Source organism: Prevotella sp. P6B4 (assembly GCF_000619985.1).
GTDB lineage: Bacteria > Bacteroidota > Bacteroidia > Bacteroidales > Bacteroidaceae > Prevotella.
This window is the reverse complement of the sequence record NZ_JHVE01000034.1, coordinates 1-13,291: the sequence shown is the minus strand read 5'-3', so window position 1 is coordinate 13,291 and position 13,291 is coordinate 1. Positions and strand designations below refer to the sequence as shown.

Here is a 13,291-nt window from a genome sequence, read left to right as displayed (position 1 = left end):
GCGGTGCGTACGAGATTCGAACTCGTGACCTCCTGCGTGACAGGCAGGCATTCTAACCTACTGAACTAACGCACCAAAGAACGCTTTTCTTGTTTGCGGGTGCAAAGGTAGTGATAATTTTGGAACTACCAAAACTTTTTGGCGTTTTTTTTGCGATTAAACCGCATTTTTTCTAAAAAACGTACTGAAGTAGCACCGAATCGCGGTATTTTGCGCCATCGAAGAGCCAATCTGTGATTTTTGAGCCGATCTTGTAACCGGCTTTCTCGAAGAGCCGCAATGATACTTTATTCTCTAAATCTATATATGCATAAAGCTGATGCAGGTGCAAAACATGGAGTGCATAATCGTTCAAACGGGCCAAAATAGCAGTACCATACCCCTGATGACGATACTTATTGAGCACAATCAGTCCTACTTCGGCGCGACAGTTGGCAGGATCAAAGTTCACCAGGTCGGCCACGCCAACCACTTCTCCCGCTTCATTCTCTACCATCATACGTACCTGTCGGTCGGTATAGATGTCATTTTTGGCATTGGCCACATACTCATGCAGCAGATAGCGCGAGTATGGCACATTACTATTCCCCACGTTCCACAACTCCACGTCGTTCTCTATCCTATACAGCAGGTCGAGGTCTTCGGGCTCAATGGCTCTCAGTGTAATCTGTTTCATCCCAAATGCAGTTTTTTACGTATAATATCTACCAATGCCAACGAAGCACGGAAATAGATAGCCACCTTGACTGGCACCGAGAAAAAGAAGCTGAGGTGACTATAATGCTTGCGGAAGAAGATGAGCATGGCCTGATAGAACACATGCACATAGCGGAAATCCGACTTCTGGGTCGACTGGCCCTTATAGTGAACAATGTCGAACGGCAGATACCAGTTCTGCCAGCCACCTTTCAGCAGACGATACGACAGGTCGATATCCTCGCCATACATAAAGAAGTCCTCGTCAAGCAGTCCAACCTGGTCGATGGCCTTGCGACGAAGCAGGAAGAAGGCGCCACTAACCACCTCAATCTGCGTGGGTCGGTCCCATGGCAGATAACTCATATAGTAAGTCTTGGTAAGACCGAGCATTTTTCGGGCGGCAACAAACGGCGACGGGATGGCGCGACGACTCTCGGGCGCCACGCTACCGTCTCCGTTGTGCATACGCACGCCAGCAGCCCCCGCAACGGGATGCTCATCCATAAAGGCCACTACCCCGCGCAAGGTTTCCTCGGCCACCACAGTGTCTGGGTTGAGCAACAGCACATACTCGCCTTTCGACTGTCGGATAGCAAGGTTATTGCCTTTCGAGAATCCCAGGTTCTCCTTATTTATAATAAGATGTACCCACGCGTATTCGCGCGCGATCACCTCAACAGTATCGTCAGTCGAACAGTTATCGACCACGAAGACCTCGCTCTCGATACCTTCGAGCGCACGCTGCACACTATCCAGACAGGCAGTCAGGAATGGGCGCACATTATAACTGACTATGACAACCGAGAGCTTCATGCGGCGTTTTCACCCTCGTTCTCGTCCTCAACCTCGGCTTCACAACGGCTCATGCTCGGATAGATAAACGGCAGACACAGCAGCTGGATGATAGCCATATAACCGAAGGTGGTGTTCAGAAACATGTAGTACAGATAAGTATTCACCATCATGGGCAGACCGATGATCACCAGGCGCAGGGTTCCCCACTTACGCAGAGCATCGTACTTGCGGGTAACCAGATCGTTGTGTACCTTCTGGAACTTAAACAGACGCAGTCCCAGGAACACGCCTCCCAGAGTAACAAGCTCCATCACGGCGGTAATCAGGAATTCCAAATTGCTGTCATCGGTACTGAAACCAGATTCGAAAATGTTAGTCTCGAATAAAACCACGGTACCGAGCGCATAGGCTACGAACACACAGAAGACAGCCATTAGTTCTTTTTTTGTTTCTTTCATTTTGAGTAGTTATGATTAATTGTTCTGGATTATTTTTCGTCGAATAGAGTGCGGTTGGCAATCGAACGGCCGAGGGTCACCTCGTCGGCATACTCCAGTTCATTGCCCACAGCAATACCACGGGCTATCACGCTCACCTTGACACCCGATGATGCCAGCTTGCGGTAGATAAAGAAGTTGGTCGTGTCGCCTTCCATCGTTGGGCTCAGCGCCAAAATCACCTCTTTGATAGTGCCCTCACCCACGCGTTGAATAAGCGAGTCGATCTCGATATCGGCCGGCCCCATACCATCCATAGGCGAGATTACACCACCTAACACATGGTAGAGTCCATGAAACGTCTGGGTATTCTCAATGGCCATCACGTCCTGGATATTCTCCACGACACATACGATAGATTGATCGCGGCGCTGATCGGCACAGATCGGACACACCTCGCTATCGCTGATATTATGACACACGCGGCAGTACTTCACTTCCTGCTTCAGCTGGCTCACGGCGTCTGCAAAGTTTGCCACATCCTGATCATCCTGACGTAGCAGCCACAGCACCAGGCGCAAAGCGGTCTTACGTCCGATGCCAGGCAACTTCGAGAACTCCTGCACAGCCTTTTCCAGTAACTGCGATGGGTATTGTTGTTGAATCATTGTCAATTATCAATTCTAAATTTCAGATAGTTCCAGCCAGCGCATTGACTTCTCGTCGAGCTCGTCGTTCAGCTGTGGCAGGCGCTTGCTTAAACGTGTAATCTCATCTACCGAGGTAGTGCCGCCACAGAGCGCTTCCTCTATCTGTTTCTTCTCTGCCTCAAGGGCCTCGATATCCTTCTCCAACTGCTCCAGCTCGCGTTTTTCCTTATACGAAAGCTTACGCTTGCCATTCGGTGCAGTAGCAGCCTGAGCAGCATTATTTGCCGGATTCTGATTGTCGCTGGCATTGACACGGTTAGCACCGTTCGACTTAGGCTTCTCCTTGGATTCATCAGGCTGCAGCTGGCTCCATGCGCGATACTGCGTATAGTTGCCAGGGAAATCCTTGATGTCACCCTCGCCTTTGAACACCAGCAGATGGTCCACCACCTTATCCATGAAGTAGCGGTCGTGGCTCACCACGATCACACAACCAGGGAAATCCTGCAGATATTCCTCCAGAATCTGAAGGGTCACAATATCGAGGTCGTTCGTAGGCTCGTCGAGTACCAGGAAATTCGGGTTCTTCATCAGCACGGTACAGAGGTAGAGCTTGCGGCGCTCGCCACCGCTCAGTTTATACACGTAGTTGTGCTGCTGTTCGGGCGTAAACATGAAGTGCTGCAGGAACTGCGAAGCAGTCAGATGCTTACCGCCACCCATATCGATATAATCAGCTATCTCCTTCACCACATCAATGACCTTGGTCTGCTCGTCGAACTGTAATCCCTCCTGCGAGAAGTAACCGAAACGCACGGTGTCGCCGATATCAAACTTACCGCTATCGGGCGCTACCTGACCGAGCAGCATCTTGATGAAGGTCGATTTTCCGGTACCATTATTGCCCACGATACCCATCTTCTCAAAGCGCGAGAAGTTGTAGTAGAAATCCTTGAGGATAGTGAGCGGCTCAGCATCGGCACGCTCAAACGCTTTCGACACATACTGACACTCGAAAATCTTCGAGCCGATATAGACATTGCGCGACTTGAGGCGCACCTGTCGTTCCTCGATACGCTGCTTGGCCACCTTTTCAAGTTCGTAGAAGGCCTCCTCACGATAGCGGGCCTTATGACCTCGTGCCTGAGGCATACGGCGCATCCACTCCAGTTCGGTACGATACAGATTGTTGGCACGTGCTATCTCGGCACGGCGATTGTCAATACGTTCCTGTCGTTTCTCCAGATAGTAGCTATAGTTGCCACGATAGGTATAGACGGTCTGATCATCCAGCTCCAGAATCACAGAGCACACACGGTCCAGGAAGAAACGGTCGTGCGTCACCATCAGCAGCGTTTTGTTGCCACGATTCAGATAGCCCTCCAACCACTCAATCATCTCCAGGTCGAGATGGTTCGTCGGCTCGTCGAGAATCAGCAGGTCGGGATCGGTAATGAGCACATTGGCCAGTGCCACACGTTTCTGCTGTCCACCACTCAGCTGCCCCATCGGCTGCTCCAAGTCGCGAATCTTCAACTGTGTTAATATCTGCTTGGCTTTCAGTATCTTATCAGGATCGCCTTGATGATTAAAGCAGGCATCGAGCACACTCTCCATCGGGTCGAACACCGGACTCTGCTCGAGCATGCCTACACGCAGATCGCGACGGAAGATAATCTCGCCGTCATCGTAGCCTTCCTTGCCCGACAGGATAGAAAGCAATGTGGATTTACCTGTACCGTTCTTGGCTATCAGGCCCACCTTCTGTCCCTCGGCAACCGAAAAGCTTAAATCACGAAACAACACCAGACTTCCAAATGATTTCGTCAGGTGTTGCACGTCCAAGTATGGATTTTCCTTTGCCATTATATTATTCTAGTGTCTTTGTGCGTTATTTCAACTCTTTATTAATCCGTTCAATATAATCTAACACTTCGTCGCGGCCCTGCTTCTTCTCCGATGATGTCACGAAGATAGGCGGCAGCTCCTCCCACGTCTCGCTCAGCACCTTCTTATAGGCAGCCAGGTTCTGCAGCACCTTCGAGGCACTCAGCTTGTCAGCCTTGGTAAAGATGATGGCAAAAGGCACGCTGCTGGTACCCAGCCACTCGATAAACTCCAGGTCGATTTTCTGTGCTTCGAGACGGATATCGATGAGCAGGAACACATTAACCAACTGCTCGCGCTGCAGGATATAGCCATTGATCATCTGCTCCAGCTTCTGCACCTCTTTCTTTGAGCGCTTGGCAAAGCCATAACCAGGCAGGTCGACCAGGTACCACTCGTTGTTGATGATAAAGTGGTTAATGAGCAGTGTCTTTCCAGGCGTAGCACTGGTCTTTGCCAGATTTTTCTTGCCCGTCAGCATATTGATCAGGCTCGACTTACCCACGTTCGAACGACCGATGAACGCATACTCGGGCTTGGTATCCTTCGGACACATCGACTCCATCGGAGCACTCAGTGTAAATTCTGCTTTTTTTATTTCCATTATATATATCAATTTTGGGTGCAAAGATACGAAAAGTCGAGAGCAAAACAAAAGAATTCATTCTTTTTTTTGCCGAGACGGAGTATCTTCGCGGTTTTTAGCGCAAAGATACGATTTTTTTTCGAAAATGTTTGGTGGTTCGCTAAAATATACTTACCTTTGCATCGATTTTTCTAATCAGTGCTTCCGTTCGCGAAGCATTTCCACAAGTTTTTTTTCCAGAAATCAACGTAATTAAGTACATATTATATGTATACAAAAGAAGAATTAGAATCCATGGACATACCCCAGTTAGTGGGTATTGCCGACGAATTAGGTATCAAGGTATCGCCCGACGATCAGCTCTCTGATGTGGTTTATGCCATTCTCGACCGAGCAGCTGAGAATAGTGCCAGCGCAGCCGATGAAGCCCCCAAGCGTAAACGCACACGTATCGCTAAGAAAGACACCAGTAAGGTTTATACCGTAAAAGGCGAGGACGGCGAGAATCTCGACTCCAAGTCGAACCGTACACGCAAGAAGGCAGAGCAGCCATCGCTCTTTGCCGACATGCCCGCTGCCCCTGCTGCCGAGCCAGAAGCCGAGCCCAAGCCCAAGAAGCGTGGTCGCAAGAGTAAGGCTGAGAAGGAAGCCGAAGCTGCTGCAGCCCTTGCAGCCCAGCAGGGCGCCGAAGCAGCCCAGCAGAGCGCGCCCGAGGCCGACAACTATGCTGATGTAGTGCCCGAGGCAGCCCAGTTTGCTACGAATGCCGACGATGAAGCAACACCTAACGCCATCGAGCAGCTGCGCGAGAAAATGTCACAGAACAAGGCCGTAGCACCCGAGGAGGAAGCTGTCGAAGAGCCCGCCGAAGGTATGGAAGGTGCCGAAGATATGGAAGGTGCCGAAGGTATGGAAGGCTTCGACGACGCAGATGAGGTTGACCCTCTGACCGACGAGGTAGATGAGAACGGCGTATGGATGGGCGATCCAGGTGATGGTACCGACTTTATCACCGTGATCGATATCCCCATCGAGGACCAGAGTGCCATCCCTACCCTCGACATGTTCGATCGTCCTGTGGTACCAACAGCCACCGAGGCTCCTATCATCAACCGCACGGTACCTACCGCCCAGCCCCGTTTCGATTTCGCCGACCTGATCAAGGCCAACGGCGTACTCGAGATGCTGGCCGATGGTTACGGTTTCCTCCGTTCAAGCGATTACAACTATCTGTCATCACCCGATGATGTATATGTATCACCACAGCAGGTAAAGAAATACGGTCTGAAGACCGGCGACGTGGTAGAATGCAACGTTCGCCCACCACACGAGGGCGAGAAGTTCTTCGCCATGACCGACGTGATGAGTATCAACGGCCGCGATCCCGGTGAGGTGCGCAACCGTCTGGCTTTCGAGCATCTGACACCACTGTTCCCCGAGGAGAAGTTCATTCTCTGCGGCGACCGTGCTACCACCAACCCCAGCACCCGTATTGTCGATCTCTTCTCACCTATCGGTAAAGGTCAGCGTGCCCTCATCGTGGCTCAGCCAAAGACTGGTAAGACCGTGCTGATGAAGGATATCGCCAACGCCATTGCCGCCAACCATCCTGAAGCTTACATCATGATGCTGCTTATCGACGAGCGCCCTGAGGAGGTGACCGATATGGCACGTACCGTCAATGCCGAGGTGATTGCTTCAACCTTCGACGAGCCCGCCGAGCGCCACGTGAAGATTGCCGGTATCGTGCTCGAGAAAGCCAAGCGTATGGTTGAGTGCGGTCACGATGTGGTTATCTTCCTCGATTCAATCACCCGTCTGGCCCGTGCTTATAACACCGTAGCTCCTACATCAGGTAAGATCCTGACCGGTGGTGTGGATTCTAACGCCCTGCAGAAGCCTAAGCGCTTCTTCGGTGCTGCCCGTAACATCGAGGGGGGCGGTTCGCTCACCATCATCGCTACTGCACTGGTTGATACCGGTTCTAAGATGGACGAGGTGATCTTCGAGGAGTTCAAGGGTACTGGTAACTCTGAAATCCAGCTCAACCGTCAGCTCGCTAACAAGCGCATCTTCCCAGCTATCGACCTCGTGATGTCGTCAACACGCCGCGACGATCTGCTGCTCGACGATACCACACTGAACCGCATGTGGATTATGCGTAAGTTCATTGCCGACATGAATCCTATCGAGGCGATGAGCACCGTACGCGACCGCTTAGTAAGCACCCGTAGCAACGAGGAGTTCCTCCTGTCGATGAACGGATAAAAGATGAAGAAAATTCTTTTCGTTTGTCACGGCAACATCTGCCGCAGTCCGATGGCAGAGTACGTGATGAAATACTTAGTTGAGCAAGCGCAGCTGGCCGATCAGTACATGATCGAGTCAGCTGCCACTTCTACCGAGGAGATTGGTAATCCCGTCTATCCCCCCGCCCGCCGCAAGCTGGCCGAGCACGGCATCCGTTGCGATGGTCACGCCGCCCGTCAGATGACCCGCGCCGACTATCACCGCTTCGACCTGCTGGTAGGCATGGACGAGTGGAACATCCGCAACATGACCCGCATAGCCGGTGCCGATCCCGAAGGCAAGATTGTGAAGCTGCTCGACCTTGTGCCCGCCACCGACCGCCGCCATGGCTGCGACGTGAGCGACCCATGGTACACCGGCGACTTCGAAGCCACCTGGCAGGATGTCCTCCGCGGCTGCCAGGCGCTGTTAAATACAACCTTATAACAAAATAACGAGACTCCAAAAGAATCTCGTTATTTTTTATGGTTTTCGTTTTAATACTTCTATACTGACTCGTGGGCGTAATTGGCATAGTTTCCAAGAATCTGCTCAATATGGATAACCTCTGGACATGAATCCCATGTAACGCCTCCCCCCATCAGATACCAGTTCTCACGTTCTTTTGTTGGAACTTTCTTCAGTGAAGGAAAAGCCGAAATAGGCATTACAACCGATCGACCATCCTGAAGATCAACCTGAAACTTTCCACGCTTCGGGAACGAAAGACTCTTAATTTTTGGTTCTACGTCCCAATATCCTTCTTTCTTATACATATGCTTCTATTTCTTTTTTCTTACAGTAATTATTCTAATACGTTTACCTTCCTTAAAGAGACTCCACTGATGGAGTAATTTCTCACGATACTCTTTTGCAATTTCCAAGACTTCTTTTGCTTGAGCATCCGTCAAATAGCCTTGTTTGTCAAGTTCCACAACTGGTTCAAGCCATATCTTGGGCATTTCAATTTGTATTTCTATTCCGATGGCAAAGATACAACTTTTATTTGAATATCAAAACGTTATTGGCAGAAAAATTATTCGTTTCGATATAATTCATCCAACGTTTGCCCTTCATCATTTATCCAATATTAGTTCAGCGTAATGATATAAGATTTACTCATCTTTAACCATTGGATAAAATTAAAAAAAGTAAAAAAGTTAGTTGCACGAGAAAAATGTAGCGATTTTCTTTCATTTCTTCTAATTCGTTTTTTGGTAACTCATTGATTTATATTATATTTGCATTCTATATTCCAATAAGTTAACTAACTTAGAAAAATAATATGCTTTTAGACAGCCACATAGAGAAAACAGAGGATACTCTTCAGATGCTAGACGAATCGCTCCCTCAGACAACAGCCGATCGATTCATTTTCGGTTTGCAACAGCGCAAATGGAAGGATTGGGACATTCTCCAGTTCACAATAAGTATCCGTCGAAGCCACGATTATGCTCTGACCGAAAACCTGCGCTTGAAACATTGGGGAGAAACGTTTAATGAAGAGTATGCTACAGACCACAACAAGTACTTCACTACGGCTGAAAAAACAATGAACCGCATCAACAGCACACTGAGCGGTATCAGAAAAGCAGTCACAAAACTATGCTATTCATCCAGAAAACAACTACCTGCTGATGCAGAGGCTCCTACAGTCTTTGAACGTTCACCTTTGATGAAGGGTGACTATTCGCCCGATCTATTCGGCTTAGATTCGTATGGACAGAGCGTGCAGAAGCTTTACCAAGAATTGATATCTTACCTGAAAACAGCAGAGGAAAATGTAGCACTGTGTTTAGAAGTGATTGACCGCGAGAACTACATCCGCCAACACCCAGAGGAATGTATTGAGGTTCATGATAAATGTTACGACATCACGCTTAATCACTCTCAACGCATTATTCAGAGATTAAAAGACTCCGATGCTAATATTGACAACGACATCGTAAAAGCACTTGAAAACGCTGAAGATGCACAGAAAAGTATTGTTGAGCTTTTTCATATGCTCAATGTAGAAGAATGGAACGACTATGTAATATGCAGAGCCACAGTTGAGGCCAAAAGAGCTGGACTCACACCGATAGAACTTAAATTATGGGGCAAGGAGAATGCTGCCCAAGTGATACGTGTAAGAAAACTATTAGATCACCTTGACGAACTCGAAATGGACAAGATAAAACGCAAAGAAGCGCTGAGTGGCTATTTCGTAATGCGCCTTCTTTTCTGGTGCAAAATTAAAGATAATAGTCAGCACCGACTACTACTGGATTATATCACACAGCATTATAATGGTTATATTGTAAAGATGGGAGCTGTTAAAGCAGAAAAAACAAAGATAGCACATATCACGAATGAAGAAAACAATAAACAACAACAGGAATTCGATTCAAAAATAGATAAATTCCTATCAAGAATTTAACTTTTTGATAGTATTATCAAGTTATAAAGACCTGTTTTTACGGAAACAGGCCTTTCTTTTTACCCTCACTTTTACATGAAAGAGTCAAAAAACACTCACATATTAGCCTGTTGCCATCATCATAGCGGACAAAACGGTTTCGATTTTTAACAATCACAGCATATAAAAGAGTTAAAAAAGGCATCAAAGCCATAAAAGCACATCATTTTGAGGGATAAATCCGCTATTTCCGCCTCCTCTACAAAGTCAAAGTATTTTACTTTGTATTCCAAATAATATTCGTAACTTCGCAGCGTAATTACATACCTGCGTTAAACATACCGAGCACGGGGCGCAGGACTGCCGGGAGCTTTTAACCCAATTGCCCAACACTAAGCTACCCGACAGCGTGCAAGTGATGGGATTCTAATACTTCTGCAATATGGCAAGTATTGAATTATTACAAAAAGTCTACGACCAGGCGAACCGTGGTCTGGACATCATTGTCGGCGTATGCCCTGAGGCTGCCGACGCAGTTGCTAACAAGCGTAACTTCCGACTCCGTCCGGACGAGCGCACACCATCGGCTCACCTCTATCCGCCAAAGGATAGCGGCGACTGCTGGCACGTAAAGGACTATGGCATGGGCGAAGGCGAAGGGTTCTTCTCGCCCATCGACCTCTACATGTGGGACCGCGGCTATACGCAGAGTCAGTTTGCACTGGCAGTGCAGGAACTGGCTGAGAAGTATGGCGTACAGGAGGAACTGAAGCAGAGCATCAACAAGCCCGAAATCGTGAAGCGCGATGCCCTACCCTGCGAACTGGGCAAGCCGGTAAGAATCACCTATCAGGACGACTTTACCGCCGCCGATCTGGCCACATGGGGGCCCCGTGTAAAACCGGAACACCTCACAGCATTAGGCTGGCACCCAGTGAAGGCCATCGCCCGCACCACCGATGGCGTCACCACCATCAAGAAGGCTACCGACACCTATCCTTTATACGCGCAGGAGTGCCCGTATCAGGATGGTCAGGGCAACATGCGCATGTTTCAGAAGGTGTATGAGCCCAAGAACGCCAACAAGGCCTACCGCTTCAGCATCATCGGCGAGAAACCGCAGCACTACATCTTCGGTATGCAGGCCTTGCGCCACAAGTTCCAGGAGCAAGGCGAAGAGAAACTCGACGAGGTGGTACTGGTGAGCGGTGGCAGCGATGCCGCCAACTGCTTGAGCATGGGCTACCAACCCGTATGGCTGGGCAGCGAAACCGAGGAACTGCAAGAGGCCGACTACACGCTACTGATGAAGTATGCCAAGCGCATCGTAGTAATCCCCGACATCGACGATACCGGCATCAAGGTCGGCAAGCGACTGGCACTCCGACTGCCTGGCATCTACACCGCCTGGATGAACAATAGCGACATGCACCTGCTGCACGACAACCGAGGACGACTGCGCAAGGACCTGAAGGACTACCTCCAGCTGAACCCTCACCGCAGTGATATGAAGCGACTGATGGACCGTGCCCACCGTGCGCAGTTCTGGACGGAACGCACCACCAAGCAGGGCGACAAGGAGTACACCATCAGCCACACAGACCTCGACTATTTTCTGGAGCTGAACGGTTTTTATACGCTCAAGGACGAATCGCGCAACGAGCCTCAGTACATCCGTATCGATGGCATCGTGGTGCAAGCTGTAACCGCCAAGGCCATCGTGGGCTTCATGAAGCAATGGATGGAGCAGCAGGCACTGCCAGCAGCCCTGCAGGACCGCGTGCTGCGCAGCCACGACCTGCCCACCACCAACCACAGCACGCTGCGCGAGCGCGACAATTTCGACTTCGGCAAAGGCACCGCCACGGCCCAGTACTTCCACTTCCGCAACTGCTGGGTTGAGGTAACAGCCGACAAGATCACCACCCATCGATACGCTGATGGCGCCAATCACTACGTATGGGCCGACAACATCATCCAGCACGACTATCGCCCCACCGCCGATATGTTTACGGTTACCACCGACGACGAAGGCCGCTATAGAGTGGGCATCAGCGAGGGTGCCGAACAGTGCAACCTACTGAAGTTCCTGGTCAACTCGTCGCGCCTGTACTGGCGCAAGGTGGATGAGGGCGGCCTACCACTCACGCCCGAGGAGGATGCCGACGAGCACCTGTGCCTGGCCAGCCGACTGGCCAACATGGGCTACATGCTCACCAGCCACAAGTCGGAATCAGAAGCCTGGGCCACCATCTGCCTCGACAGCACGATGGCCGAGAATGTGGATGAGTGTAACGGTCGAAGCGGCAAGTCGTTCTACATCAGCGCCGTAAGCAAGATGGTGAAGACCTTCAGCATCGATGCCGGCAACACCTCGTTCAAGGACCCACGATTCATCTTCGACGGCGTAACGAGCGACACCAACCTGATATTCCTCGATGAGTGTCCGCGCAAGTTCAACTACAACTTTGTGTATGGCCTGGTGACAGGCGACTTCCGTGTAGAGGAGAAGAACAAGCACTCGTACGTCATCCCCTTCGTACAGAGCCCCAAGTTCGCCATGGCAACCAACTTCACGCTCTCGCGCCACGACCCTTCGACCGAAGGACGTATCTGGCCTCAGCCATTCAGCGATTACTATCACGTGAAAAGTCAGCAGAACGACTACCGCGAATCGCGCTCCATCCGCGACGATTTCGGCCAGAACCTGATGGGCACCGAGTATAGCGAGCGCGACTGGCAGCTCGACCTGGCCCTGATGACGCAGTGCGTACGCTTCTACCTGTCGCTATCGGCTGGCAGCCGCAAAATCATGCCGCCGCTAACCCGTATTGAGCGCCGTGAGCAGATGGCTGCAGTAGGAAAAGACTTCCACCAGTGGGCCGAGGAATACTTTGCCGAGGATGGTAGCAATCTGGACCGCGAGCTGAAAGCCGATCAGGTACTGAGCGACTTCAATCGCGAAACCCAGTTCGGCTGGTCGCCCAAACGCATGAAGCAGCACCTGGATGCCTACTGCCAGCTGGCAGATCATATCCACTGTCTGAATCCAGCCAGCATCACTCAGAAAGCTACAGATGGCGAACGCTGGGTAAAGCGAGATGAAGGTGGCAACGTGAAAACCATCTACTACGTACAATCCCAGAAAGCAGCCATAGCCGATGCAGAAAAGGCTGCAGCAGAGCAAACCATCCTGCCGTTCTGACACAGAACGTCATCCACCTCGAAAAGCCTGCCCCCATGCCATTAATCGGGAGCAGGCTTTGTTTTGTTGCAGATGCACATGTAGCACATCATTCTCACTGCTCAGCACCTACCTTATATATTTTATTGTTAACCCCTGATTTTCCTACTTTAAAGTGTTACAAGTGCTACAAACCCATAAAATAACATATAATAAACTGAAGATGAAACACTTAAGGATTGTTGCACTTCTGTAGCACTTCAGTTGCAGATGTGCTGCACATTGATAACTGCAACGCGATGGCGTATTTTCTGCGATGCGTCGTAGCAATTGCCGGAACGCATTGGAAAACGATAGAAAAAAAAA

The 13,291-nt window shown here is 50.1% G+C and carries 11 protein-coding genes, 1 tRNA gene and 1 pseudogene; 4 read left to right on the top strand and 9 right to left on the bottom strand.

Annotation, left to right across the window (positions count from 1 at the left end):
• Window position 1: 1 nt before the first annotated feature.
• The 7 genes and pseudogenes from T491_RS0114945 to yihA all read right to left on the bottom strand — a co-directional run bounded on the left by T491_RS0114945 (window position 2) and on the right by yihA (window position 5,072).
• Window positions 2-75, bottom strand: a tRNA-Asp gene (locus tag T491_RS0114945).
• Window positions 76-172: 97 nt separating this feature from the next.
• Window positions 173-676, bottom strand: coding sequence for a GNAT family N-acetyltransferase (locus T491_RS0114940; protein WP_028904594.1), 504 nt, complete (start codon window positions 674-676; stop codon window positions 173-175).
• 8 nt (window positions 677-684) lie between these two features.
• Window positions 685-1,512 (bottom strand): annotated as a pseudogene (locus T491_RS16755) (glycosyltransferase family 2 protein); the annotation flags it as partial.
• A complete protein-coding gene (locus T491_RS0114930; protein ID WP_028904593.1) occupies window positions 1,509-1,952 on the bottom strand; it encodes a hypothetical protein in 444 nt (147 codons plus the stop codon). The gene T491_RS0114930 and the pseudogene T491_RS16755, both read right to left, overlap by 4 nt.
• Window positions 1,953-1,981: 29 nt before the next feature.
• Complete coding sequence (recR, locus tag T491_RS0114925; RefSeq protein WP_036916220.1) at window positions 1,982-2,599, bottom strand: recombination mediator RecR; 618 nt, start codon at window positions 2,597-2,599, stop codon at window positions 1,982-1,984.
• Window positions 2,600-2,614: 15 nt separating this feature from the next.
• Window positions 2,615-4,447: a ribosomal protection-like ABC-F family protein gene (gene abc-f, locus T491_RS0114920; RefSeq protein ID WP_028904591.1), complete on the bottom strand. Its 1,833-nt coding sequence runs from the start codon at window positions 4,445-4,447 to the stop codon at window positions 2,615-2,617.
• Window positions 4,448-4,472: 25 nt separating this feature from the next.
• Window positions 4,473-5,072, bottom strand: coding sequence for a ribosome biogenesis GTP-binding protein YihA/YsxC (gene yihA / locus T491_RS0114915; protein ID WP_028904590.1), 600 nt, complete (start codon window positions 5,070-5,072; stop codon window positions 4,473-4,475).
• 249 nt (window positions 5,073-5,321) lie between these two features.
• Between yihA and rho the strand changes: the two genes are divergently transcribed.
• Together rho and T491_RS0114905 are read left to right on the top strand one after the other, a co-directional pair.
• Window positions 5,322-7,322: a transcription termination factor Rho gene (rho, locus tag T491_RS0114910; RefSeq protein ID WP_028904589.1), complete on the top strand. Its 2,001-nt coding sequence runs from the start codon at window positions 5,322-5,324 to the stop codon at window positions 7,320-7,322.
• 3 nt (window positions 7,323-7,325) lie between these two features.
• On the top strand, window positions 7,326-7,790 hold the full coding sequence (locus T491_RS0114905) for a low molecular weight protein-tyrosine-phosphatase (protein WP_028904588.1): 465 nt from the start codon (window positions 7,326-7,328) through the stop codon (window positions 7,788-7,790).
• Window positions 7,791-7,849: 59 nt separating this feature from the next.
• On the opposite strand, the gene T491_RS16750 is transcribed toward T491_RS0114905, so the two are convergent.
• Together T491_RS16750 and T491_RS0114895 are read right to left on the bottom strand one after the other, a co-directional pair.
• Window positions 7,850-8,119, bottom strand: a complete 270-nt coding sequence (locus tag T491_RS16750; protein ID WP_036916219.1) for a DUF2442 domain-containing protein — start codon at window positions 8,117-8,119, stop codon at window positions 7,850-7,852.
• A gap of 6 nt (window positions 8,120-8,125) precedes the next feature.
• The gene (locus tag T491_RS0114895; protein ID WP_028904587.1) at window positions 8,126-8,305 is read right to left on the bottom strand and encodes a DUF4160 domain-containing protein; all 180 of its coding nucleotides are present in this window, start codon (window positions 8,303-8,305) and stop codon (window positions 8,126-8,128) included.
• A gap of 323 nt (window positions 8,306-8,628) precedes the next feature.
• Here T491_RS0114895 and T491_RS0114890 point away from each other — a divergent pair, with 323 nt between their 5' ends.
• A complete protein-coding gene (locus T491_RS0114890) occupies window positions 8,629-9,762 on the top strand; it encodes a hypothetical protein (protein ID WP_028904586.1) in 1,134 nt (377 codons plus the stop codon).
• Window positions 9,763-10,183: 421 nt separating this feature from the next.
• Complete coding sequence (locus tag T491_RS0114885; RefSeq protein WP_028904585.1) at window positions 10,184-12,946, top strand: toprim domain-containing protein; 2,763 nt, start codon at window positions 10,184-10,186, stop codon at window positions 12,944-12,946.
• Window positions 12,947-13,291 lie beyond the last annotated feature (345 nt).